Source organism: Paraburkholderia graminis (assembly GCF_003330785.1).
Classification (GTDB): Bacteria; Pseudomonadota; Gammaproteobacteria; order Burkholderiales; family Burkholderiaceae; genus Paraburkholderia; species Paraburkholderia graminis.
This window is the reverse complement of the sequence record NZ_CP024935.1, coordinates 1,651,811-1,676,162: the sequence shown is the minus strand read 5'-3', so window position 1 is coordinate 1,676,162 and position 24,352 is coordinate 1,651,811. Positions and strand designations below refer to the sequence as shown.

General features: G+C 60.6%; 18 protein-coding genes. 11 read left to right on the top strand and 7 right to left on the bottom strand.

All coding sequences use genetic code 11. The annotated features are described in order from the left end of the window. Positions 1-86: 86 nt before the first annotated feature. On the bottom strand, positions 87-713 hold the full coding sequence (gene tssJ, locus CUJ91_RS25645; RefSeq protein WP_029968704.1) for a type VI secretion system lipoprotein TssJ: 627 nt from the start codon (positions 711-713) through the stop codon (positions 87-89). A 383-nt stretch (positions 714-1,096) separates the two neighbouring features. Here tssJ and CUJ91_RS25640 point away from each other — a divergent pair, with 383 nt between their 5' ends. The 9 genes from CUJ91_RS25640 to tssA all read left to right on the top strand — a co-directional run bounded on the left by CUJ91_RS25640 (position 1,097) and on the right by tssA (position 11,902). Beyond that, on the top strand, positions 1,097-1,789 hold the full coding sequence (locus CUJ91_RS25640) for a tetratricopeptide repeat protein (protein ID WP_006052926.1): 693 nt from the start codon (positions 1,097-1,099) through the stop codon (positions 1,787-1,789). Positions 1,790-1,825: 36 nt separating this feature from the next. Then, positions 1,826-2,374: a type VI secretion system contractile sheath small subunit gene (gene tssB / locus CUJ91_RS25635; RefSeq protein ID WP_006052925.1), complete on the top strand. Its 549-nt coding sequence runs from the start codon at positions 1,826-1,828 to the stop codon at positions 2,372-2,374. A gap of 14 nt (positions 2,375-2,388) precedes the next feature. Then, on the top strand, positions 2,389-3,879 hold the full coding sequence (gene tssC / locus CUJ91_RS25630) for a type VI secretion system contractile sheath large subunit (protein WP_006052924.1): 1,491 nt from the start codon (positions 2,389-2,391) through the stop codon (positions 3,877-3,879). A 72-nt stretch (positions 3,880-3,951) separates the two neighbouring features. Next, a complete protein-coding gene (locus CUJ91_RS25625; protein ID WP_006052923.1) occupies positions 3,952-4,455 on the top strand; it encodes an Hcp family type VI secretion system effector in 504 nt (167 codons plus the stop codon). Positions 4,456-4,542: 87 nt separating this feature from the next. After that, the gene (tssE, locus tag CUJ91_RS25620; protein ID WP_006052922.1) at positions 4,543-5,022 is read left to right on the top strand and encodes a type VI secretion system baseplate subunit TssE; all 480 of its coding nucleotides are present in this window, start codon (positions 4,543-4,545) and stop codon (positions 5,020-5,022) included. 108 nt (positions 5,023-5,130) lie between these two features. After that, entirely contained in the window at positions 5,131-6,969 is a 1,839-nt protein-coding gene (tssF, locus tag CUJ91_RS25615) for a type VI secretion system baseplate subunit TssF (protein WP_107710357.1), read from the top strand. Beyond that, positions 6,933-8,027, top strand: coding sequence for a type VI secretion system baseplate subunit TssG (gene tssG / locus CUJ91_RS25610; protein WP_006052920.1), 1,095 nt, complete (start codon positions 6,933-6,935; stop codon positions 8,025-8,027). Before tssF ends, tssG begins: the two co-directional genes overlap by 37 nt. A 33-nt stretch (positions 8,028-8,060) precedes the next feature. Then, positions 8,061-10,736: a type VI secretion system ATPase TssH gene (tssH, locus tag CUJ91_RS25605; protein WP_114157471.1), complete on the top strand. Its 2,676-nt coding sequence runs from the start codon at positions 8,061-8,063 to the stop codon at positions 10,734-10,736. Positions 10,737-10,771: 35 nt separating this feature from the next. Then, complete coding sequence (gene tssA, locus CUJ91_RS25600; RefSeq protein WP_114157470.1) at positions 10,772-11,902, top strand: type VI secretion system protein TssA; 1,131 nt, start codon at positions 10,772-10,774, stop codon at positions 11,900-11,902. A gap of 103 nt (positions 11,903-12,005) precedes the next feature. Here the strand turns inward: tssA and CUJ91_RS25595 are convergent, their stop codons facing one another. The 4 genes from CUJ91_RS25595 to CUJ91_RS25580 form a co-directional block, all read right to left on the bottom strand. Then, entirely contained in the window at positions 12,006-12,974 is a 969-nt protein-coding gene (locus tag CUJ91_RS25595) for an OmpA family protein (protein ID WP_114157469.1), read from the bottom strand. A 4-nt stretch (positions 12,975-12,978) separates the two neighbouring features. Then, the gene (tagF, locus tag CUJ91_RS25590) at positions 12,979-13,971 is read right to left on the bottom strand and encodes a type VI secretion system-associated protein TagF (protein WP_006052916.1); all 993 of its coding nucleotides are present in this window, start codon (positions 13,969-13,971) and stop codon (positions 12,979-12,981) included. After that, a complete protein-coding gene (gene tssM, locus CUJ91_RS25585; protein ID WP_114157468.1) occupies positions 13,968-17,846 on the bottom strand; it encodes a type VI secretion system membrane subunit TssM in 3,879 nt (1,292 codons plus the stop codon). Before tssM ends, tagF begins: the two co-directional genes overlap by 4 nt. A 270-nt stretch (positions 17,847-18,116) precedes the next feature. Next, the gene (locus CUJ91_RS25580; protein ID WP_044022024.1) at positions 18,117-18,962 is read right to left on the bottom strand and encodes a M15 family metallopeptidase; all 846 of its coding nucleotides are present in this window, start codon (positions 18,960-18,962) and stop codon (positions 18,117-18,119) included. 125 nt (positions 18,963-19,087) lie between these two features. Between CUJ91_RS25580 and CUJ91_RS25575 the strand changes: the two genes are divergently transcribed. Together CUJ91_RS25575 and CUJ91_RS25570 are read left to right on the top strand one after the other, a co-directional pair. Beyond that, positions 19,088-20,050: a hypothetical protein gene (locus CUJ91_RS25575; protein ID WP_114157467.1), complete on the top strand. Its 963-nt coding sequence runs from the start codon at positions 19,088-19,090 to the stop codon at positions 20,048-20,050. Between the two features lie 162 nt (positions 20,051-20,212). After that, the gene (locus CUJ91_RS25570) at positions 20,213-21,349 is read left to right on the top strand and encodes a nucleoside hydrolase (RefSeq protein WP_114157466.1); all 1,137 of its coding nucleotides are present in this window, start codon (positions 20,213-20,215) and stop codon (positions 21,347-21,349) included. 57 nt (positions 21,350-21,406) lie between these two features. On the opposite strand, the gene CUJ91_RS25565 is transcribed toward CUJ91_RS25570, so the two are convergent. Further along, positions 21,407-22,363 (bottom strand): LysR family transcriptional regulator, encoded by a 957-nt coding sequence (locus CUJ91_RS25565; RefSeq protein ID WP_114157465.1) that lies wholly within the window; start codon positions 22,361-22,363, stop codon positions 21,407-21,409. Positions 22,364-23,201: 838 nt separating this feature from the next. Further along, the gene (locus CUJ91_RS25560) at positions 23,202-24,254 is read right to left on the bottom strand and encodes an NAD(P)-dependent alcohol dehydrogenase (RefSeq protein ID WP_114157464.1); all 1,053 of its coding nucleotides are present in this window, start codon (positions 24,252-24,254) and stop codon (positions 23,202-23,204) included. Positions 24,255-24,352: the final 98 nt, after the last annotated feature.

Here is a 24,352-nt window from a genome sequence, read left to right as displayed (position 1 = left end):
TCAGCGTGCGGCGCGCCCGGAATAACCCGATTCGGGCGTCGCATTGTTAATTCTCTAGAAAATGTTAAATCGATGGTCCGGCATCTTTAACCGCAGCTAACCGAAGAAAGCATATTCAGCGGCTGTGCGGGCAATCCCTGTTCCGGCGGGATCACTGTGCCGTTGGTCACGGTCATTGCACAGTTATGCAGGCCGACCATTATGCCGGATTTCTCCGACTTCGCCGGGTCGAAGGCGAATTTCCAACGCTGCATGGCGGGATCGCGGAATAGCGCGACGATACCCAATGCCTGCGCTTCACGCGACACCTTTTCGGTAACAACGTAACGTTGGCCGGGGATTAGCGTCACTTCGCGCACGCTGAGCAGATCGCCGCCAAGAGTGGTCTTTTCCTTGCCGACATCGGTAAATGCGTCGAATGGCGCCTGCTGGAATGAAGTCGGATCTTTCAAAGCGTAAAGACGCACGACCAGCGCCAAAGGCCGTTTGTCATTGGCGGCATTCAGATTGGGCGCCGCATATAACGTGAGTGCGACATTGCGCGGCGGTTTCTGCGCGTCCGGCAATTCCGGCTTACCGAGGCCGCTTGCCTGCAAAGCCGCGTTGGCAGCGGCTCCGAGCACCGTCACGCCCGCGGCGCAACCGCCCAGAAGGGCGCATAAGGCGGCGTGAGTGATCAATAGCGATGCATGGCGAACAAGACGCGAATTCATATACATCGACCGGCTGCCGCCGTCCCCCGTCTAAACATCAATAACGAAATCATTCCGGCGCGATTTCAGCAACTAATGCCGCTTTCTGCCGTTTACTGCCGCTCTACTGCCGCTCGATGCAACGCGCATGTAATGCCCATGCCGAGCGCATCTTTCGGTCCGCCAGTGGAAATTTTTGCCGAGGCCCAAGCTGCTACTATTGCGCCAGGAAACAATTTCTGCTCGCCTGGTTTTAAAGATCCACGCGTATTTTTTTCGTGCAATGCTTCTTCACATGAAAGTTGAATTATCGAAATTTGGCCTGTACTATACCCGCGCACTTGAAGCAAAGCAAAACTCCGGTTTCTCCCTTGAATTAAAAAATCGCACGTCGGTGAAAAACGATGAATGACCGTCTGTTAGTAAAACTATCTGGGGTAGTGTTGGCTTGCGGCGTGATGGCCGGTTGCGCGACACAGGGCAACAACGCGGCAACCACACCGGAGGCTTTTAATAAGCAACTCGCGGACGCGGATACAGTGGCGAAAGGCGGCGATCAGGATCGCGCTATCGCGCTTTATCAGCAGCTTTCAAAATCCGATCCGACGCGCGAAGAACCGTGGTCGCGCATTGCGCAGATCCAGTTCGCACAAGGTCATTACGGGCAGGCTATCGTCGCCGCGCAAGAAGCGTTGCAGCGCGACCAGACGGATCGTCAGGCAAAGAGCGTGCTGGCCGTCGCGGGCCTGCGCGTCGCCACGCAATCGCTGGGCGAGTTGCGTCAGGACGCGTCGCTCGCAGGCGATGCGAAGTCGGACGCGCAGGCGCTCGCCAAGCAGTTGCGCGACACGCTCGGCGAGGCAACGCTGTTCCCGCCCGACCCGAACGACAAGCAGGCTCAGAAGAAAAAGCGCGTGATTCGCCGCGTCACGAAGAGCAAGGCCGTGGAAGCGCCGGAAGCAACCACCAGCGCCGCGGCCCCTGCCGCCACGCCGGCTGCTCCTGCCGCTCCCACTCCCGCACCTGCGGCGCCCGCAGCGCCCGCCAAGGCCGCGCAAAGCGGCGGCGCGTCAGATCCGTTCAGCGCGCTGCGCTGATCTTCACGCCTCACCATCAGCATTCGGGAGCCGACGATGGCGAAGAAAGAAAGCATACAGAAACGCTTGCAGAAAGTGCGGCCGCCCCGCGTGCAGCTCACCTATGAGGTGGAGCGCGGCGATGCGATCGAAGTGAAGGAGCTGCCGTTCGTCGTCGGCGTGGTGGCCGATCTGGCGGGGCAGTCCGAAGTCGAGCAGCCCAAACTGCGCGATCGCAAGTTCGTCAGTATCGACCGCGATAATTTCGACGACGTGATGAAGGCGATCGAGCCGCGCGCGGCGTTTCAGGTCGAGAACCGCCTGAGCGAAGCCGGCGGCAAATTCGCAGTCGATCTGCGCTTCAAGTCGATGGCCGATTTCAGTCCGGACGAAGTGGTTGCGCAAATCGACCCGCTGCGGCGTCTGCTCGAAGCGCGTTCGAAGCTCGCCGATCTGCGCAACAAGCTGGCCGGCAACGACAAGCTCGAAGATCTGCTGTCCGAAGTATTGAACAACACGCAGCAGTTGCAGACGCTGGCGAAAGACCAGAGCAATGCGGCGAACCGGGACGGCGGCGCGCCGGATCAAGACAAGCAAGGCGAATAAGCACGGGGTGTGAGATGAACCAGCAAACGGCGGCAGCCCAACTCGCTACCGCGCAAAGCGGTACGGAATCCACGCTGCTCGACGAGATCGTCGAGAAAAGCCGCGTGGCGAAGTCCGATTCCGAGCATGCGCGCGCGAAAGACCTGATCGGCGAACTCGTGCGCGAGGTGCTCGACGGCACGGTGGTGGTCTCCGACAATCTGTCGGCCACGATCGACGCGCGCGTTGCCGAACTCGACCGGCTCATTTCCGCGCAATTGAGCGCGGTGATGCACGCGCCGGAATTCCAGCGCATGGAAAGCACGTGGCGCGGGCTCGACTATCTGTGCAAGGAGAGCAACACCGGTTCGACGGTCAAGATCAAGGCGCTGCATGCGCCCAAGCGCGACCTCGTGCGCGACTTCAAGACCGCGATCGAATTCGATCAGAGCGCGCTCTTCAAGAAGATTTACGAAGAAGAGTTCGGCACGTTCGGCGGCTCGCCGTTCGGCGCGATCATCGGCGACTTCGAAGTCACGCGTCAGCCGGAAGACGTGTACTTCATCGAGCAGATGTCGCATGTTGCGGCAGCCGCACATGCGCCGTTTATCGCATCGGCGTCGCCTGAATTGCTCGGCCTTGAAACGTTTGCCGATCTCGGCAAGCCGCGCGATCTCGGCAAGGTATTCGATACCGTCGAATACGCAAAATGGAAGTCGTTCCGCGACTCGGAAGACTCGCGCTACGTCGGCCTCACGCTGCCGCGTTTTCTCGGCCGCTTGCCGTTCAACCCGAAAGACGGCGCCACCGCAGAAGGCTTCAATTTCGTCGAGGACGTGGACGGCACGGATCACAGCAAGTACCTGTGGTGTAACGCGGCATGGGCATTCGCCGCACGTCTCACGGCCGCATTCGACGACTTCGGCTGGTGCGCCGCCATTCGCGGCGTGGAAGGCGGCGGTCTTGTCGAAGATCTGCCGACACACACGTTCAAGACCGACGACGGCGAAATCGCGCTGAAGTGCCCGACCGAAATCGCCATTACGGACCGCCGCGAAAAAGAACTGAGCGACCTCGGTTTTATTCCGCTCGTGCATTGCAAGAACTCCGACTATGCCGCGTTCTTCGCCGCGCAATCGGTGCAGAAACCCAAGAAATACAGCACCGACAGCGCGAATGCCAATGCGGTTCTCTCTGCGCAATTGCAGTACATCTTCTCGGTATCGCGCGTCGCGCATTACCTGAAGGCGATGATGCGCGACAAGATCGGCAGCTTTGCATCCGCGCAGAATGTGGAAGTTTTCCTGAACCGCTGGATCTCGCAGTACGTGCTGCTGGATGACAACGCGACTCAGGAGCAGAAAGCGCAGTTCCCGCTGCGTGAAGCATCGATCCAGGTCTCGGAGATTCCTGGCAAGCCGGGTGTTTATCGGTCCGTGGCGTTCCTGCGCCCACATTTCCAGCTCGACGAATTGTCCATTTCCTTGCGGCTCGTCGCCGATCTGCCGAAACCGGCCAATTCATAAACGAAGTCAGAATACCCGGGCGGGCCGCCCGGGGTAGCTGTTAAAACCACCTCTTTGGGGAGTCGATGAGTTATGAAGGACATCTATTTAAAATTCGGCAATCCGGCGATCAAAGGCGAGTCTGCCGATAAAGATCACGCTGGCTGGATCGAGATCGATTCGTGGAGCCACTCCATCACGCAACCGCGTTCGGCGACGGCTTCGACGGCGGGCGGTCATACGTCCGAGCGTTGCGAACACGCCGACATGCAGTTCACGAAAGACATCGACGTGGTGAGCCCGCTGATTTATCAGCATGCATCGGGCGGCACGACGTTCGACGAAGTCACCATCGACTTCATGCGTTCGGACGGCGAAGGCAATCGCATCAAGTACCTGGAAGTGAAGCTGAAGTACGTGATCATTTCGAGCGTGACGCCGAGCGTCGTCGGCGAAGGATTGCCGAGCGAGCAGTTCTCGCTGAAGTACGCCGCGGTGCAGTGGAAGTACACGCAGCAGAAGATCGGCGGCAATCAGGGCGGCAATGCGCAAGGCGCGTGGAGCCTGACGAAGAACGACAAGACGTACGCGGTGTAATGCAGAGGCGCACGCCGCGGCGCGCATTTCCTGAAAAGGTTGGCGCGCGCGGCGTGCGCCTGTCATGAACCGCTTCTTCGGACGCCGATGAAACGCTTCGAGCCCAGCTTTCTCGACAAGCTGTTCGACGACGAACCGCATCTGCCGGCTTCACCGGCGATGCGGCAATTGTCGTTGGAGGAACTGAAGGCCACCGTCGCGCGCGACGTCGAGGCGATTCTCAACACGCGAATTGCGCTGACCGAGCATGAACTCGCGGCCTTGCCCGAATGTCAGCGCTCGGTGCTGACCTATGGTCTGAACGACTTCGCGGGTTTGAGTCTCGCGAGTCACTATGACCGCACGTTCATTTGCAAATCGATTCAGCAGGCCATTGCACGGCATGAGCCGCGCTTGCAGCAGGTATCGGTCACACTCGAACTGAACGAACAATCGACCAACGCGCTTTATTTCGCGATTCAGGCGTTGCTGGTCGTTCATCCGGCAGAAGAACCGGTCAGTTTCGATGCGATGTTGCAGCCGTCCACATTGCAATACTCGGTGACGCGCGCACGCGCGAAACTGTAGACGCTGTTTTGTTTAATACGCTTGGCTTCAATACCGCCTGAGCGCCGCCGCGACGCGCAACGGCGGCATTAGTTCAGGCGTAGAGGGTTCGGGTTCGGGGATAGATCGATGGAAGAATTGCTGCCGTATTACGAGCGCGAACTGTCATTTCTGCGGCGCTATTCGCGCGATTTCGCGGAGCGCTATCCGAAGATCGCGGCGCGTCTGGCGATGTCCGGCGAGCATTGCGAAGATCCGCACGTCGAGCGGATGATCGAATCGTTCGCATTGCTCGGCGCGCGCATCAACAAGAAACTCGACGACGATTACCCCGAATTCACCGAAGCGCTGCTGGAAGTGTTGTATCCGCACTATCTGCGGCCATTTCCTTCATGCTCGATCGCGCAACTGGGCACGTCCGCGGCGCTGAGTCATCTGACCGAGCCCGTTACGATAGAGCGCGGCACGGAACTCAAATCGCGGCCCATTCGCGGCGTGCAATGCCGTTTCCGTACCGCGTACGACGTCACGCTCGCGCCGGTTCGCATTTCGGAGGCAAAGTACACGTCAGTGGCGATGGCGCCGAGCGCGACGGTATTGCCCGGCAATGCAACCGCCATTGTGTCGATCACTTTCGAATCGACTGCTGCGCAACTCGATCTGTCCGCGTTGAAAGTCAGTACCTTGCGCGCGCATCTGCACGGCGAGCAGTCGTTCATTGCGGCGCTCGCGGATTGCCTGTTCGTCAATGCAATGGCCACGTATGTGGAAGCGGACCGGCGCGGCGTATGGACGCCATTGCGCACGTCGCCGCTCGCGCAAGCAGGCTTTGACGAAGACGACGCGCTAATCGACTATCCCGCCAAATCGCACCCGGCTTACCGGCTTCTCACCGAGTACTTTGCGTTCCCGGAAAAATTCAATTTCGCCGACTTCGATCTCGCGGCAATGACGCGTGCGGCGGGCCGCTGCCAGCGTCTGACACTGCACGTCGTGCTCAAGGAAGTACGCAGCGATTCGCATGTCGCGCGGCTTCTCGATGCGTTGTCCGCACATCACCTGCGGCTCTTTTGCACGCCGGTGGTCAATCTGTTCGAACAGCACGGCGAACCCATTCGCGTGAATCATCAGGCGATCTCCTATCCGGTGATCGCCGAAGCGCGCCGCGCATTCGCTTACGAAGTCTATTCGATCGATTCGGTGAAGCTCGTCAGGCAACAGGCGCATCAGGAATCGGTGACTGAATTCCGGCCATTTTATTCGCTGCATCACGGTGAAGCGGCCCGCGCCGGACACTACTGGTTCGCACGGCGCAACGACTGGGTCGCGCAAAAAAGCCCCGGCTATGAGACGGAAATCTCCATTGTCGATATCGACTTCGAACCGGCCGCGCCGCAAACCGACACGCTGAGTCTCGACCTGACGTGTACGAATCGCGATTTGCCCGCCGGTCTCGCGGTGGGTCTGGAAGGCGGCGATCTGTTTCTCGAAGGCGGCTCGCTGACCGGCAACATTACGATGCTGCGCCGGCCCACGCCGACTGTGCGTTTCGAACGTGGGCGCGCGGCGCACTGGCGGCTCATTTCGCATCTCGCGCTGAATCACGTGTCGCTCGCGAATAGCGGTCTTTCCGCGTTGAAGGAAATGCTGGTGCTCTACGATTTGCGGCGCACGGCGGTATCGGCGCGGCATATCGACGGGCTCGTCGGAATCGAGCAGCGCGCAGCCGTGCAATGGCTGCCGGGCAAACCGTTCGCCACTTTCGTGCGCGGCATAGAAATTCGCCTGACGATCGACGAAGAACATTTCGTCGGCACGAGTCTCGCGTCGTTCGTGCGGGTGATCGACACATTCTTCGGGCTGTACGTGCATCTGAACAGCTTTGTGCAACTGGTCGTCGTGTCGAAGCGCACGGGCGAGGAGATCTTGCGATGCAAACCGCGCAGCGGCGAATCGATCCTGGCGTAGTCGAGCAGTTTCTCGACGAGCCGCACCGCTTTGAATTTTTTCAGGCGGTGCGTCTGCTCGAGAAGTGGTTCGCACAGCAATCGCCATCTACGGTCGGGCGTTCGGGCGACATCGTCGCGCAGCGCATTTCCTTTCGCAATTCGCTGTCCCTGTCGTTTCCGCCGAGCGAAATTCACGGCGCGCAATCCTACGACGACGAAGGCTTGCCGCTAAAAGAAAAAGCGCAGCGCACCACGGCGCTCGAGGCGGGCTCACTGGATAAAGTCGACATAACCCCCGCGTTTTTCGGTTTGCTCGGCGGGCAAGGTGCGTTGCCGCTGCATTACACCGAGCAGATCATCGCGCGAGAGCAGATCAAGCGAGACCGTGCCGCGCGCGAGTTCTTCGATGTATTTTCGAATCGCGCCACCGCGCTCTTTTATGCGGCGTGGAAGAAGTACCGTTTGCCGTTTCATTACGAACTGGATCGCGACGAGCGCTATTTGCCATTGCTGCTCGCGCTTGCGGGCGTGGCCGACAACGACACGCGCAGCAGCCTGCAAAGCGGCGACGGCGCGCTATTCGACGAAGCGATTGCCGGTTACGCATTGCCCGCGCGACACAGACCGGTGTCGGCAGCTTATTTGCAACGCACGCTGTCGGACTACTTCAAGGTTCCTGTGCGCGTCGAACAGTTTGTCGGCAAATGGTACGACGTGCCGCGCGATCAATTGACGGTACTGGGCAGCGTCAACGCGACGCTCGGCGCCACTGCGCTGGCGGGCGAGCGCGTCTGGCAGCGCGACATGCGGGCGCGGCTCGTGATCGGCCCGCTTGGTAAAGCCGATTACGAAGCATTCCTGCCGGGGGCGGATCGCGCCGTTGCACTCGAACGCATGCTGACGCTGCTCGCCGGTATTACGCTGGAGTACGAAGTGTCGCTGGTACTTCGCCGCGAGGCGGTTGGGCCGGCGCTCCTGAGCAACGGCGCGCGCCTCGGCTGGGACGCATTCCTCTGCACGCGCGATGCCGACCGCGATCGCGCGGATGCCCGCTACGAACTGCATGTGATTCACTGACCATAACGATAGAACCTGACCGGATCGCACGACATGAGCACGTCCCTCAACACCCTGATCGCGAAACTCAATCCGACCTGCCGGCAAGCGGCGTTGCTGGCGGCGAACAACTGTCTCGCGCGCGGTCATTACGAGGTCGACCTCGAGCATCTGCTGCTTGCGCTGCTCGACGAGCCGGCAAGCGATGTTGCGCTCGTTCTGCGTGCGAGCAGAATCGATTCGCATGCGTTGCGCGCGGACATCGAGCGCGAATTGCAGCGCCTGAAAAACGGCAATACGCGCACGCCGGTGTTCTCGAAGCACTTGATCGATCTGCTCGAGCAGGCGTGGTTGATCGCATCGCTCGATTCGCAGATTGGGCGCATCCGTTCCGGGCATTTGCTGCTTGCGTTGCTGAGTGCGCCTGATCTCGCGCAATTCGCGGAGCGCATGTCGCCGCTGCTGCGCGATGTACCTGTGACCGAGCTGAAGCATAATTTCGACGAGTTGACCGCGGGCTCGCGCGAAGTCGAGCGCGCTAATGACGCGCAAAACACGGAACATGATGCGAGCGATATAGCGTGTTCCGAATCGGTGCCTGGCGCGCCGTCAAAAACGCCCGCACTCGATACGTACACGAGCAATCTCACGCAGCGCGCGCGTGAAGGCAAGATCGATCCGGTGATCGGACGCGAAGGCGAGATTCGCCAGACTATCGACATTCTGATGCGGCGCCGCCAGAACAATCCGATCATGACGGGCGAGGCGGGCGTCGGCAAGACGGCCGTGGTCGAAGGACTCGCGCTGCGCATTGCCGCCGACGACGTACCCGCGCCGCTCAAAGGCGTCGCACTGCATGTGCTCGACATGGGCCTCTTGCAAGCGGGCGCAAGTGTGAAGGGCGAGTTCGAGAACCGCCTGAAGAACGTGATCGACGAAGTGAAGAAGAGCCCTCATCCGATCATTCTCTTCATCGACGAAGCGCACACGATCATCGGCGCGGGCGGCCAGGCCGGGCAGAACGATGCGGCCAATCTTCTGAAGCCCGCGTTGGCTCGCGGCGAACTGCGCACCATCGCGGCGACGACATGGAGCGAGTACAAGAAGTACTTCGAGAAAGACGCGGCGCTCGCGCGCCGCTTCCAGGTTGTGAAGATCGAAGAGCCGAGCGAAACGCTTGCCGCGGCGATGTTGCGCGGCATGGCGTCGTTAATGGAAAAGCACTTCAACGTGCGCGTGCTCGATGACGCGATCACGGAAGCTGTGCGCCTGTCGCATCGCTATATTAGCGGGCGGCAATTGCCCGACAAGGCGATCAGCGTGCTCGACACCGCTTGCGCGAAAGTGGCGCTCGCGCATAGTTCTACACCAGCCGCAATCGACGATACGAAAAAGCGCCTGGAACGCATCGACGCGGAAATCGCCGCACTCGAACGCGAGGTCGCGAGCGGCGCGCAGCACGACGAACGGCTCGCGCAATTGCGCGAACTGCGCGAAGAAGATCTGAAGCATCTCGCCGCCGACGAAGCGCGCTACGACAAGGAGCGTGCGCTGGTGACCGAGATCGTCGGCTTGCGTTCGGACATCGACGCGGCTCGCGTGAGTAGTGCCGACGCGGAGCAGGCGCAGAAAGCGGCGCAAGCGCGCGAAACGCTCGCGCTGCGCGTGGCCGAATTGCATGCATTGCAAGGTACTCAGCCGATGGTGCCGTTGCAGGTGGATGGGCACGTCGTCGCTGAAATCGTTGCGTCGTGGACGGGCATTCCGCTGGGCCGCATGGTGAAGGATGAGATCCAGACGGTGCTGAATCTGCAGCCGCTGCTTGCCGCGCGCGTGATCGGTCAGGATCATGCGCTTGAAGCCATCGCGCAGCGAGTGCGCACGGCCAGCGCGAATCTCGAAGATCCGAATAAGCCGCGCGGTGTGTTCATGTTCGTCGGGCCTTCGGGTGTCGGCAAGACCGAAACGGCGCTCGCACTCGCCGATGTGCTGTACGGCGGCGAGCGCAAGATGGTGACGATCAACATGAGCGAGTATCAGGAAGCGCATAGCGTTTCGGGCCTGAAAGGCTCGCCGCCCGGCTACGTCGGTTATGGCGAGGGCGGCGTACTCACGGAAGCGGTGCGCCGCAATCCGTATTCGGTGGTGCTGCTCGATGAAGTCGAAAAGGCGCATCCCGATGTACTCGAAATGTTCTTCCAGGTATTCGACAAAGGCACGATGGACGACGCCGAAGGCCGCGAGATCGACTTCCGCAATACGCTCATCATTCTCACGTCGAATGTCGGTTCGCAAGCGGTCATGCAGGCTTGCCTGAATAAAGGTGCCGACGAATTGCCCGACGCGGACGCGCTCGCCGAAACCTTGCGTCCGCAACTGTATAAAGCGTTTAAGCCGGCGTTTCTCGGCCGCATGAAAGTGGTGCCGTACTATCCGATTTCCGACGACGTGCTCGCTGAAATCATCGAGTTGAAGCTGGAAAGAATTCGCCGCCGCATCGAATCGAATCACAAGGCGGTGTTCGAGTGGGACGAGTCGCTGGTCGATGCGGTGCTCGCGCGCTGCACCGAAGTGGATTCGGGCGCGCGCAATGTCGACCATATTCTGAACGGCACGCTGCTGCCCGAAGTCGCGCAGCAGGTACTCGAGCGCATTGCCGACGGCGCGGCCATCGAGCGCATTTCGGTGCGTGCGACCGAGGCGGGCGAGTTCGACTACGCCGTCGTATAAGCGGTTTGATGAATGACACTTGAAAGCTCCATGCCATGCCGATCGATCTGAATACGCTGCTTGCTCCAATCAGTGAAGCCGCGCCCTGTGGCGAAGATCTTCTGTTCTCCGCCGACTTCGATGCAATCCAGCACGCGCGGCGTTTCGAAGACCCGTCGCTCGACCAGGGCGAATGGGTCACCGAAATCAAGGAGGCCGACTGGCCGCTGGTGATCGAGCGCTCCAGTGCGTTACTGCAGACGCAAACGAAAGACTTGCGCCTCGCGGTGTGGCTCACCGAAGCGCTCGCGATTGAAGAAGGCGTGGGCGGTCTCACGCAGGGCTATACGCTGCTCACGGCGCTGTGCGAGAAGTACTGGGACACCGTTCATCCGCTGCCGGAAGGCGACGACACCGAATATCGCCTTGGCAACGTCGTGTGGCTCGTCGGGCGAACCGGCGATCTGCTGCGCGCAATGCCGCTCACGTCGTCGCAAGGGAATGCGTACAGCACGATCGATTGGGACGTCGCCACGCATGTCGCGCAAGCGGTAAAGCGCGATCCCGATCATGCCGACGACATCGCGCGCGGCAAGCCGTCCATCGAGCAGATCGACGCGTCGAAACGTGCGACGCCGCCCGCGTTCTATTCGACGCTGCTGGCCGATCTCAAAGGGTTCGAAACGGCGATGCTCGCACTCGAACAGGAACTGGACCGTCGCGCTGCGGACTTTGCGCCAAGTTTCCGTCAGGCGAAAGACGCCTATGAAAGCGTCTATCGTCTCGCCGAACGCTTTGCGCGCGAACTCGGTGTGACCGCACAAGCGCAGCAGACGCCCGGTAGTGGATCGAGTGCTTCGGCAAATCATGAACACGCGCACGAACACGAACGCGCCGAGCCCACTTTCAAGACCTCACCGCAACGCGAGGAACCTGTGTTGACGACCACGCCGACCCACGCAGTCGCAGGAATCCAGAGCCGCGCGCAAGCCGTCGCGCAGTTGCGCGCGGTGGCCCGTTTCTTTCGCAGTACGGAGCCGCACAATCCGGCTGCGTACTTTGCCGAGAAGGCTGCGGAAGCGGCGGACATGCCGTTGCATCAATGGCTGTCGACGGTGGTGAAAGACGACGGCTCGCTCGCGCACATTCGCGAGTTGCTAGGTGTGAAGCCTGAAGAAAACAGCTAGACGTCCGCGTCGAAATTAAAAAGCCTGGCCTGGGTCGAGAGAACCCAGGCCAGGCTTTTTTCATGCTTCATGCGTGCCTTGCAGCAAGCACGCAGTAATCTGCTTAAGATCCGGCGCGGAACTCGATGCGCCGGTTGCGTGCGCGTCCATCGGCCGTATCGTTCGATGCAATCGGCTGATCGGGCCCGACTCCAGTGGTGCTCATCTGTTGCGGCGGAATGCCCTTGGCGACGAGATAGCCCTTCACGGCATCTGCGCGTGCCTGGCTCAGCGCGATATTCGACGTGCGATTACCCGAGTTGTCGGTGTGACCGATGATCGCGACCGTCTTCGTCGTCATCTTTAGCATTGCTGCCGCCATCTGATCGAGAATCGCGCGGCCTTGCGGCGTGAGCGTCGCACTGCCGGTTTCGAATTCGATCGTGCGATTCGCTAGCGTCTGATCGAGCAGGCCCTGTTCGGATGCACTGACGCGCAAGCCGTTCTTGATCGTGTACGTCGGATTCAGCGCATTCGCCATGTCGCTTGCGAGTTGCTGACGCTGGGACTCGTTGCGCACTTCGCCTTTCACGTCGATCTGCGTGCCGTCGATCTTCAACTGTCCTTTACTGATCTGCTTGAGTTGCGGACCAATCAGCTTTTGCACATTGGCGGACCAGTTCGGCGGCGTCGCGACGTCGGCGACTTCGATCTGATCCACTACGTTGGCCGCGCCATACGTGTCGCGCAAACGCGCGAGCACCGCGGCTTTGGTCGCCTCGTCCGGTACTTTTCCACCGACCACGACCTGGCCCGGCGCCGCGTTCGCGGGCGGAGGCGAAGCCGTGACCGCGCCGGTGCCGGCGCCGGTCGTGCCGCTTGCGAGGCCCGCCGTATTCACTGCGGGACCCGCACTGCCTGCCGTAGTGGACGAAGGCGAGGGGAGCGCCGTCGTGCGAATCGAAATGCCGCTGTTGTCGACCGGCGTGACGCGTGCGGGGCCGTCGTTGTCGGCGTGAGCGAGCGTGCTGAACAGGCCGCTAACCAGCAGGCTCGCGAGCAGCGCGCTGATCACGGTGCGTGAATAAGTCATCGCGTCACGCTCCCGTGAAGGCTTCGCGGAACGTGTCGATGCTGACGCGCAAGGACAGTTGCGGTTGGTCGAGGTAACTGACGAGCTTGCTGATGCCATGATCGTTCTGTGCGTGTTCGTCGATCCACTCGGGGTCGTCGATATCGATGTTATGGGCTGCGTATGCTTGCGGATCGACCACACTGTGCAGCGTTTTCGCGGACGCACCGTTAAAGCCGATGATGAGCCGCTCGCGCTCCGCGATCGTGCCGATAAAAATCGCCAGTTCGAAATCCGCTTGCGCGACGAACGGCGCGATCAGTTCGAGCCAGAATGCGGCGACGAGGCTGCGATAGAACGGATCGTTCGGCAACGGCAGCGTGAGCCCGCGTTCGAGATGCGACGAACCGCTTTGCATCACGGGGCGCAGCAGCGAACCGAGCGCGAGCATTGCGCCGCGCAAGCGCACCGGATGCCCGCTTGCGAGCAGCATCTGTTCGAGTCCGGCGAGCGTCTGATGTTCGACGAAGTCGTTGAACGTGCCGTCATGCGGATTGCCCGGACCGCCGCCGATTTCGATCGGCACCTGCGTTTCGCCGAGCGCCTGCAATGCGCCGGCCGGCTCGCTCACGCCAAGCAAGGGCTTCATTTGCGCCGACACGCGCGACCACAAACGCGCGAACGCAAGCGGACTGTGCGCGAGGAACGTGAGCGGCTTTTCGACTTCGAGCGCGGTCGCGGCGAGAAACGGAAAGCGTCGCGACGACTGATCGTGACTCGCGACCATGTGCCCCGCAATCGCGAGCTTGCTGCGCGAACCGAGAAACGCGAAATGCATCGGCTTCGCGTTTTCGTAGACGATCTTCCAGCGCGGGTCGTCGGTGAGCAGTTCCATTGCTTCGGCGATCCAGCGGTCGAGCGTCGCAAGCAACTGCGGGTTATGCGCGCTTTTCACGAAGTCGCCGCGCGACGGAATCTTGCCGAAGTACGCGATTTGCGCCTGCACGGTCTGCGTCATTGCGCACCTCCTGTGTTCGAAACCGCGGTCGTCGCCGGTCGCGCCGCTGTTGCCGCCGTTGCCGCCGTTGCCGCGGGCGTTGCGTTCGCGGCCGTGGCCGTGACCGAATTCGCCGCCGCGCTGACGTCGGCCACCGACGAAGGCAAGCGCAAGCCGCGCAGGCTCTGCTGCTGCGGCGCGTCGCTGCTGCCGCCCGATGCTTGCGACGTGCTGATGATGCGCATGCTGACCGCCACCGTGATGTTGCCTTGCGTCCACGACAGGTCGAATGTGCCGTCAGGCCGGCGCTTGCGCTGCGCCGAATTGATCAGCTTCTCGAGACCGTAGCGGCCCGGCTCGTTGACGAGCTGCAGCGTGCGGCCGTCGAAAGTCGTGGCGTTCAACGTCGCGCCTGGCGAGCCCGACGGATTCGGCCACACGAAGTTGGTCCATTGCGGCGGCGTGTTGCGATAGCGCATCTGCTGACCGTCGATCGCAAGCGTGTACTCGGTCGTGCCGCTGCTCGGTTGCGGCAGGATCTGGAACACGGTCTGCGGTTCCGCGGAGCCCTGGCCTGCCGACGCGCCCGCTGCGCCACCGGCGAGCGGCGCGACCCAGCGCGCGAATCCGCTGGTGAAGTCAGGCGTGAGCGCGAGCCCCATGTCGCCCCACGTGCGAGCGGTGAGGGTGTCGCCGCGGCGCACTGCAAGCGGTCCGAGCGTGGTGCCGACGAACTTCGCAATCGAGCCGTCCGGTCCGAACACCTGCGCGATTTCACCGGCGCCCGCTTCGACTTTCGCATCGCCGGCAAAGGGATATTTGTTGGCGAGCGAGTTCTGGAACGTCTGGTACACCTGCGCGTTCCACACCTTGTTGACTTCGACGCTGGCCGGCTGGATCACGACCGCATACGCGGCCATCAGCGGACGCACGAGCAGCGGACGCAGGGCTTTGCGTTGCGAATCGGTGAGGCCCGTCAGCATCTGCTCATCGACGTACTTCAGCGAATCGGCAAGTTCGGAGCCGCTGCCGTCGAGCGTCTGCTGCATGAGCTGACGCGCGCCCGGTCCAGGATCGCCCTGATTCTTGATCACGTTAAAGCGCGTACGGACTTTCGACAGCGTGTCCATATAACCCTTCAGCATCGAGCCGTTATCGCCGGTCTGAACCATGCGGCCGAGCGCGGAGAACTCCTGGCCAATCGGTCCCATCGGCATTTCGACCGGATTGCCGTTGATGTCGATGTTCGCGTTCAACTGACCCGTCGGCGCGCGCGAGAACCATTGCTTGAACCAGCTCGTCACGCCGCTTTGCGCGCGCTTCAGGTTTGCATTGAAGAGCGACGGGTTATCCCACGAGGTCTGGTCATACGCGGTTTCGAGTACTTTGCGAATCGGCGAATCTTGCGGATCGCCGAGACGGTTCATGGCATCCACTGCCTGACCGAAGCTGCCGAAGCTCTGCACCGCAATGCCTTGCATGAACTTCTGCCAGTGCATTGCATAGTCGGTCTTGTACATCGTGACCAGTGCTTTCTGTATCTGTTCGGGACTGCCTTCGAGCGTCAGGTCGTCGTGCGCGGACGTATTGAGCACCCAGTCCTTCGCCTGGAGTTCTTTTGTTGCGGCCTCGCGGATCGCGGGCTGCACATACTGGAACCACGCTTCGCGCGTGAACGTGCCGGGAATCGCATAGCTGCCCGCCACCAGCGCGGTATTGTTTTCACCGACGATGCGCGCGATCGTCATCGGCGCGAAGCGGGTCGACGCACGTGCCTTGATCTCTTCATAAACACGCTGACGCGCCGGCATGCCGCGCACGACACGGCGCAGGTTCTCACGCGTTTGATCGACGAGGCCGAGGTTCTGGTCGATCATCGGCCAGTCGTCGTCGGATACGCGCGCCAGGTAGAAAGTAATCATGCGCTCGGCGCTGCGGATCATCTCGTCGCGAGGCATGTTGCCGCGATTCGTTTCGAGCCAGCCGCGCCAGAAGCGCGCCACCTGATCCGTCAGATGCGCCGTTTCCACATGACGCTTGTCGCTTAGCATCAGATACGTCTTGAGCGCGTTGTACGCGTCTTCCACCTTGGTCGGCGATGCGTCGCTGTAGAGCCCGCCCTGGCTATTCGCCGCCATTGCGTTGTGCGCGGAGACCGGAATCGCGGCCGCATCCGGCGTGCGATTGAGCGGCGTGAGCTGATCGGGATGCGCGTTGACGTCCTTCAGGAACGACGCGAGGTTTTGCGAAACCGGATCGAGCAGGATCTGGCGCACGCCGTTGTAGTACTCGGTGAGAAGACGCTGTTCCAGACGATCGCCCTGATAAAGACCGAACGACACAGCGAGCGGCTTATCGCGGCGGAACTGTTCGAGCTGGTCGATGCGGTCTTCGAGAACATCCATGGCCTGCAGGCGCGATTGCAGATCGTTGCGGTTCTGCTGCAAACGCACGACGTTGTCCAGATCGGCTTTGACGTTCTCCGCGAGTTGCTGATTGTTAATGGTCGACCACGTCCAGCCGCCCAACGCGAGCGCGAGGACCGCGACAAAGCCGAAGAAGGTCGCGTAACGCATACGCGTTTTCGCGGGACTGGCGAATTGCCTGACCGTTTGCCGGTCGGCGAAGATAACTTTGGAAAACAGATCGCGCAGGAAGAAGCCGTTCTTCGAAAACGCGCTGTGCGGTTTCGGCATGCTGTCCGCGCTCAAACCGAAGCGGTTCGCGATGCGCGTGGCCGCGGCGCTATTGGTTTCGCCTTCCTGCAATGCACTCGTGAAATAGAAGCCGCGGAAAATCGGCTTGTACTGGAACGGGTTCGTCTCAAACAGCGTGGCGAGAAACGCGCGGAGTGCGGGCTTGATCGTCGAGAACTCGAGCGGGAAACTCAGTTGGCCTGGCGAGAGCTTGTTGCCGCGATTGATCGACATCTGCGCGACGCTGATTTCCTTCAGGCCGTCGTAGAGTTCCTCGAAATGTTCATCGAAAAGGCCCACCACGTCGCGCTTCTCGTCCGGCTCGTAGGGCAGGGTGGCGCCCCATACGCGGTCGTATTCATGACGCTCGCTGCCGCTGAAGAACTCGGTGAAGCCGGTGATCAGATCGGCCTTCGTGAACATCACGTAGACGGGCGCAAAGACTTCCAGCTTCTCGGTCAATTCCTGCACGCGCTGGCGCAGGTTCTTCGCGAGATTGATCGCAAACTCGGGCTTGCTGCTGGTGAGTTCCGCAATGCTCGCGGTCACGATGATGCCGTTGATCGGCGCTTTGGGCCTGAAGCGCTTAAGCAGGCCGAGAAAACCGAGCCATTCGGTGCGGTCTTCCTCATGCACCGAATAGCGGCCTGCTGTGTCGAGCAGAATGCCTTCCGTCGTGAAGAACCAGTCGCAATTGCGCGTGCCGCCAATGCCGTGAATCACCGCGCTGTTCTTGTCGGCGAAGGGGAATTGCAAGCCCGAATTGAGCACGGCGCTGCTCTTGCCCGCTGCGGGATTGCCGATCACGATGTACCACGGCAACTCATACAACGCGGAGCCGCCCGACACCTGGCCGATCTTCGAAGTCTTGATTGTCTTCACTGCATCGACGAGGCGTGTGCGCAGCACGTCGAGTTCCGCCTGACGCGCCGGCGTAGGCGCGGGTCCGGCTTCGACGCTTTGTTTTTCGGCCTGCTGCTCGAGCATTTCGCCGAGTTTGTTATTCGCGCGACGCGCGCGCAGGCGGCGCACCGCCCATACCAGCAGCCATAACGCGACGACCGCGCCGAGCGCGATGGCCGGCCACATCAGGTCGATCTGCAAGGTATCGGCGCCGACGAACAACACAGCAGCGAGCGCGAGCAGGCCGATGATCGAGAGCGTGCGTGGATGGGTCAACACGTTGAGAAAGCGTCGCATAAGCCGTTCAGGTCTTGGTGATATGTGTTGTGGCGCGTGCTGTGGCAAACGGCATCACGCGCGTGCGGCGTTTGAAAATGGAGCGAAAGAAATCGAAAGCCGATTCACGCGGAACGGTAAAACGGCCGAATTGTTAAATCCGCGATTGCCGGCGCTGCAAAAGCGGGCGGACGAATGCGACGCTGTATGCCGGATTGCGGTTGGTATTGCCGCTTTTTGCCAGAAATATTGATTGAACGCCCCATTTTCCAACCTCTTGTGCCGCCGCGCTTAATGACCCCGCCCGAGAACGAAGCCGGGTTTGTGATATTCAACGTGCCCGAGATCCATCATTTTCCAGCGGCCGCCCCATGTCAGGCCGACCTGCTCGGCTGTTTGTCCATATAACTGATAGCCTCGCATGGCCCAGGGATCTTTTTCTGAAATGACGAGCTTGCCGTCGCGCAGAAACGCATTGTCCGCCGCGAGGCCGTATTGGTGATAGCTTTGAAACGCAGCGGCATTGGTGACATTGCTCCCAATTTGCGCGAGCCGGTTTTGCCGCTCCGGACTGCGATAACCTTCCAGCAGGGCCATTTCGTAGCCGTACTGCTCGTGCATGATTTTGTAGACGAGCAATAGACGGGTTCGGAAATCCGCATCGAGCAAATTCCAGTCGCGGCTTGCGTCTTTTAGCGCTGGCCGGATCTGCTCGACTTCCCGCGTGGCGAATACCTCCGGCGGCAGCGGCGGCGGGGGCACGAGCTGTTCGCCGTTCAATAATGCGGCAATTTTCTCGTCCGGCACCCGCGCGGTTTCGTCGAATTGGAATAACTGACGACCCCGTAATCCCAATGCCACCAATGGCGGCGTCGCAAGAATACCTGTGGTGGTAAAAATCAGCAAGCGCCGGCGCGCCAGTAATTTTTTCATATCCACTACGGTAGATTGCGAAATTCTTGCCGAGCGTGCTAATTGACCGCGCGCATGCGATGCACGGCGCGATGCCCCGCGCATAACACGGCCGTGAATTGTCTGCGCGGCGCCTAATAAAGAAGCGCGCACCGCCGGCAAAAGCAGCATTGCGGCGATGAGCACTGCGACGGCGAAATAGGCAAGAAGTACTACGGCAATCAATGGAGACCCCGGAAATTGGAAACAATTGTATTTTGTAATGCTTGCTCTTAGAATCAGGCCTGCTCGGAGAGGAGCCGGAGCCGTATTATCACGGCGAAATAATCCAGGATTCAATGAGACAGTGAATGAGTGCGCCGGAAAATTCAAATTCCAAAGCCCCGCCAAGCCTGTTATCCGATAAGGCTAAAGGCGCCGACGGCAATGGTTCGCGAATTCTCGCGAATCTGGAAGGCCGCGTCGCGCCGCCTGCCGATAAACCACGCCGGTCCCGAAAGCCGCTTGCGCTTGTCGCATTGCTCGTGATAGCGGCGGGCGGTTGGGGCGCGTGGCACATGCAGCAACGCGGGCAAAACGAGTCACTGGCTGCGGCCGCGCCGGCGAGTGCGGTGAACATCGGCAAGGCGGCGGTGCCGGCATCGGCGGTGAACGGCGCGGTGCAGGTCGCCGCGAATGCGCAAGCGCCGGCGCCTGCTTCGTCGCAAGCCGCGACGATCATCGCCGATGACAGTGACAGTAAAGCGGCAACTGCGTCGTCTGCATCGGCGGGCGCGGCGGAAAGCCGTCTGTCGCGCGCGTTGGCCGATGGTGCGGAGCCGAGCGGCGCTTCCGTGCCGGTTGCTTCGGTTGCTTCCGGTGCTTCGGCCTCGTCGGCGCACGTTGCATCGACGGCGAAGCACGACAAGAGTCCGGCAATCGCGAGCAAGAGCAAGCACGAAGCCGGCGCGCACGGCAAGAAAGAAAGTGCCACGGCAAGTGCGAGCAGTCATCGTTCGAGTACGACGACTGCCGCCGCGCAATCGAAGAAAGCAAAGCCGGACGCGGCGTCGAAAGATGATTCGGACGCCGATCTATTGGCCGCGCTCGTCGCACGCACGAAGCCCGCCGATAGCAAGACAAGTACCGGCAATCCGGCGACGAAGGTAGCAACCTCGGCAGCGCCCGGCAATGCGAAGCTCGCCGAGCGCGTCAAAGAATGTGGGCAGCGAGGCTTTTTCCAGGACCAGTTGTGCCGCTGGCGTGTGTGCGATGGTCATTGGGGCAAAGACCCCGCATGCCCCGGCTCGACGCCGCAAGCGCGTCAGCCCTGACGTTCGCCGCGCGGGCGGTTTACTCGAAAGACGGATCGTGAGGCTCGTGTTGTTTGCGAGCCTCGTCGACGCACACGTTTGACGCATGTTTGATTTGGCCGCCGTTGCGTTTATGATGACTCTCCTTAGTCGCACACCGATGCGATAGAACAGGAGACATCAATGAAGCGGTTTCTCGTGGCATTGAGCTATGTAGCAAGCGTCGTGACTGCTCTCGCAATTGCGGCTTGCGGCGGTGACAATCTGAATGCAACCAATCCCCCGAAAGTCATTATCGACAGCGACTACAACACGCTGAGCGACGACGGCCAGCTTGGCGTCATGGCCGCGCAATTGCAGGCGCAGGGATCGTTGAAAGTACTCGGCATTACGGTCGTGTCGGGCAATCAATGGTTGAAGCAGGGCGTTGCCGATGCATTGAAATCCGTCGAACGGCTCGGCGTCGAAAAGCAGATCGGCGTCTATGCCGGTGCGAACTATGCGTTGTCGCACGATTTCGCCACGATCCAGGCTGAAATGGCCCAATTTCCCGGCGGCGACGGTTATCTCGGCGCGTGGGGAACACCCGAACCGAAGTCCGATAGCGATCTCGTCGCGCCGCCTGATGGCTTCGCAACGCATACGAAAGTGCAAAGCAAAAGCGCGGTGGATTTCATCGTCGACTCGGTGAAGCAGAATCCCGGCGAGGTGACGATTCTTGCCATCGGACCGTTGACGAACATTGCGCTTGCCGCGCGTCGGCATCCCGAGATCGTGCCGTTGATCAAGCAGATCATTTATATGGGCGGCGCGATTGACGTGCCGGGCAATACGACGCCAACCGCCGAGTTCAACTGGTGGTTCGATCCGCAAGCCGCGAAAGAGGTGTTGCGTCTGCCGATCAAGCAGGTTGTCGTTCCGCTCGATGTGACCGACACCGTGAAGATGGATAAGGCGCTCTATGACCGGATCGCGCATGACCCGTCGAAGCAGACCATCATTACGCAGTTGTTCAAGACGTTGAACGGTTATGGCTTCGACGGCAAGAACGGTTTCGAGACGAACCCGAACTACACCACGAACATCTGGGACACGCTGACTCTCGGCTATTTGATGCATCCTTCGTTCGCGACGCAAACGGTCGACGAGTGGGTCGATGTCGATATGAGCTTCGGCGCGAACGATGGAAAAGCGACCGGCTATACGAGTTCGCCGCCGGGTGGTCTGCAGAAGATGACGATCATCAAGCGCTTCGACAATCAGAACTTCTTCAATTTCTATGTGGACTTGCTGACGCGGCCAGTGCCGGTGCCGGGCTGATCGATTGATTGATTGATTGATGCGTTGAACGTGCTGCGAGCCTGCATCGAATCCGCTTCAGGCGGGATGCAGGCCGCGCAACAACTGGCGCACGCGCGAGAGATCCTGATCGACGTGCTCGGTCTTTTCGAACAGCTCCGCAAGCCAGTCGACGAAAGCACGCACGCGCGGCGACACACGGCGATTCTTCAGATAAGCGACCGAAACCGGCATCGGCACGGGTTTCCATTGCGGCAGTACTTCGCGCAACTGTCCTGAGTCGAGGTACGGTTGCGCGGCAATTCGCGCGGGTTGAATGAGCCCGTGGCCTTGCAGTCCGCAGGTGAGATACGCCTGCTCGTCGCTCACTTTGATAAAGCCGTTCACCTTGACGCTTTGCGCTTCGCCGTCGACTTCGAAATCGAACGCCACTTCGCGGCCGCTATTTGGCGACATGCAATTGACAGCCACATGTCCGCGCAAATCGTCGAGGTCGGTGGGCGTGCCGTAACGCGCGAGATAGTCCGGACTCGCGCAGGTCACATGTTCGAGCGTGCCGAGTTGTCGCGCGACGAGATTCGAATCGGGCAGTTCACCGAGTTGAATGCTGCAATCGATTCCTTCGGCAACCAGATCGACGGTGCGGTTGCTGACGCCGAGGGCGAGATCGAGATTCGGATAGCGCGCGTGAAAGTCGTCGAGAGCGGGCAGCACGATTGCGCTCGCCACCGAACCCGGCATTTCGATGCGCAGGCGGCCCGTGAGGTTATCGGTGGCGTGACGGATGCTGGCTTCCATCTCGTCGATGTCCGCGAGGATTTGCGCGCAACGTTCGTAGTAGGCGGCGCCTTCGGGCGTCACGCTGATGCGCCGAGTGGTGCGTGCGAGCAGTTGCGTGCCGAGTAGGGCTTCCAGGTTCTGGACAATGGTGGTCGCCGTCGCGCGCGGAATGTTCAGGGATTCCGCTGCGCGGGTGAAGCTGTTCGTGTCCACGATTCTTAGGAAGGTGCGCATTGCTGTTATTCGGTCTAGCATTTGGGCCTCTCGGTGTTGGGTTTTTTGCCTGCGGCGGGGCTTTTTTTGGTTGGGTTTTTTCGGCTTTTGTTTTTGGCCTTTGTTTTTGGCCTTTCCTTGAATTCGTTGTGGTCTATTTGCGTTGCCCCTGTGCGGGGCGGCACCTACTTTCTTTGCCGCCGCAAAGAAAGTAGGCAAAGAAAGCGGGCTCACACCGCCAGCTTATAAGTGGGTCCCTCGTTTGGAGAACGGAGTGGTGCGTTTAACATCCGTGCCCTCGCGCATTCGGCACTCGTGACAAGGCAGTCATGCTTCCCGCCTCGCACTACGTGCTCGCCGGAAGGGTTGGCTTACACCATCCGCTCGCGTTTTCGCGCGGCGGGGGCCGTCGGCTGCGCCTCGGCGTGGCGCTGTTGGGGCGATCGCGTTGCGTGGCAGGGCTCTTAATGGCTGCATCCAATCGTGCTGCATTCAATCGCGCATTTGAATGAGCACCCTCGATGAAAGCGAGGAGGGCGCAACGCGCTAATGGCTCGCAATCCCAGACACCACCGACCACCCGACGGGTTGGGGAACGACCGCACGGCGCGCGAAGCGCCGCCGGAAGAATGACTGCTTTGTCACGAGCGCGGAATGTGCGAGAACACGGATGTCAAACGCACCACTACCCGCTCCGAACCGAGGGACCCACTTAAAAGCTGGCGGTGTGAGCCCGCTTTCTTTGCCTACTTTCTTTGCGGCGGCAAAGAAAGTAGGTGCCGCCCCGCACAGGGGCAACGCAAATAGACCACAGCGAATTCAAGGAAAGGCCAAAAGACCCAACCAAAAGAAGCCCGCCGCACGGCAAAAAAAACCAAAATCACTTCCGCATGGAATCCAGATCAACAACAAACCGATACTTCACATCACTCTTCAACATCCGCTCATAAGCATCATTAATCTTCTGCATCGGAATAATTTCGACATCCGAAGTAATCCCATGCTCGCCGCAAAAATCCAGCATCTCCTGCGTTTCGGCAATCCCGCCGATCAGCGAACCGGCCAGCCGGCGGCGCTTGAAAATCAGGTTGAACACTTGCGGCGACGGATGATCGTGCTCCGGTGCGCCCACCAGCGTCATCGTTCCATCACGCTTCAGCAGGTTCAAGAACGGATTCAGGTCGTGCGGCGCAGCCACCGTATTCACGATCAGATCGAAGCTGTTCGCATGCGCTTCCAGTTCTTCCGCGTTCTTCGAAATCACCACCTCGTGTGCGCCCAGCCGCTTGGCGTCCTCGGTCTTCGACGGCGATGTCGTGAACAGCACCACATGTGCGCCCATTGCGCGCGCCAGCTTCACGCCCATGTGGCCGAGGCCGCCCAGGCCGACAATGCCGACCTTCTTGCCAGGACCCGCGCCCCACGTGCGCAGCGGCGAGTACGTGGTGATGCCCGCGCACAGCAACGGAGCGACGCCGGCAGGGTCGAGGTTTTGCGGCACACGCAGCGTGAATTCCTCGTCGACGACGAGTTGCGTCGAATAACCGCCGTAGGTCACTTGACCGTCGACGCGGTCCACGCCGTTATACGTGCCGACGAAGCCGTTCTCGCAGTACTGCTCGAGGCCTTCCGCACAGCTCGCGCACGTACGGCACGAATCGACGAGGCAGCCGACGCCCACCAGATCGCCCGCCTTGTACTTCGTCACGTCCGGGCCCACCGCGGTCACACGGCCGACGATTTCATGACCCGGCACCACCGGATACATCGTGTTCTTCCATTCGTTGCGAGCCTGATGCAGGTCGGAATGGCACACGCCGCAAAACAGCACTTCCATTTGCACATCATGAGCGCGCAGTTCGCGGCGCTGGATTTCGAACGGGGCGAGCGGCGCGCTGGCGTCGGTCGCGGCATAGGCATAAGTCGTGCTCATGGGTAGTTCTCCAGCAAAGATGGGTGATGTCAGAAGGCGCCGGCAATGGGCAATCGGCGACGGGCGACGGTAATGGCAATCGGCAACGGACAACGCAT

Bases quoted from the DNA above. Each gene is read 5' to 3' on its own strand.
- tssJ (WP_029968704.1), bottom strand. From the start codon at position 713: ATGAATTCGCGTCTTGTTCGCCATGCATCGCTATTGATCACTCACGCC.
- CUJ91_RS25640 (WP_006052926.1), top strand. From the start codon at position 1,097: ATGAATGACCGTCTGTTAGTAAAACTATCTGGGGTAGTGTTGGCTTGC.
- tssB (WP_006052925.1), top strand. From the start codon at position 1,826: ATGGCGAAGAAAGAAAGCATACAGAAACGCTTGCAGAAAGTGCGGCCG.
- tssC (WP_006052924.1), top strand. From the start codon at position 2,389: ATGAACCAGCAAACGGCGGCAGCCCAACTCGCTACCGCGCAAAGCGGT.
- CUJ91_RS25625 (WP_006052923.1), top strand. From the start codon at position 3,952: ATGAAGGACATCTATTTAAAATTCGGCAATCCGGCGATCAAAGGCGAG.
- tssE (WP_006052922.1), top strand. From the start codon at position 4,543: ATGAAACGCTTCGAGCCCAGCTTTCTCGACAAGCTGTTCGACGACGAA.
- tssF (WP_107710357.1), top strand. From the start codon at position 5,131: ATGGAAGAATTGCTGCCGTATTACGAGCGCGAACTGTCATTTCTGCGG.
- tssG (WP_006052920.1), top strand. From the start codon at position 6,933: ATGCAAACCGCGCAGCGGCGAATCGATCCTGGCGTAGTCGAGCAGTTT.
- tssH (WP_114157471.1), top strand. From the start codon at position 8,061: ATGAGCACGTCCCTCAACACCCTGATCGCGAAACTCAATCCGACCTGC.
- tssA (WP_114157470.1), top strand. From the start codon at position 10,772: ATGCCGATCGATCTGAATACGCTGCTTGCTCCAATCAGTGAAGCCGCG.
- CUJ91_RS25595 (WP_114157469.1), bottom strand. From the start codon at position 12,974: ATGACTTATTCACGCACCGTGATCAGCGCGCTGCTCGCGAGCCTGCTG.
- tagF (WP_006052916.1), bottom strand. From the start codon at position 13,971: ATGACGCAGACCGTGCAGGCGCAAATCGCGTACTTCGGCAAGATTCCG.
- tssM (WP_114157468.1), bottom strand. From the start codon at position 17,846: ATGCGACGCTTTCTCAACGTGTTGACCCATCCACGCACGCTCTCGATC.
- CUJ91_RS25575 (WP_114157467.1), top strand. From the start codon at position 19,088: ATGAGTGCGCCGGAAAATTCAAATTCCAAAGCCCCGCCAAGCCTGTTA.
- CUJ91_RS25570 (WP_114157466.1), top strand. From the start codon at position 20,213: ATGAAGCGGTTTCTCGTGGCATTGAGCTATGTAGCAAGCGTCGTGACT.
- CUJ91_RS25565 (WP_114157465.1), bottom strand. From the start codon at position 22,363: ATGCTAGACCGAATAACAGCAATGCGCACCTTCCTAAGAATCGTGGAC.
- CUJ91_RS25560 (WP_114157464.1), bottom strand. From the start codon at position 24,254: ATGAGCACGACTTATGCCTATGCCGCGACCGACGCCAGCGCGCCGCTC.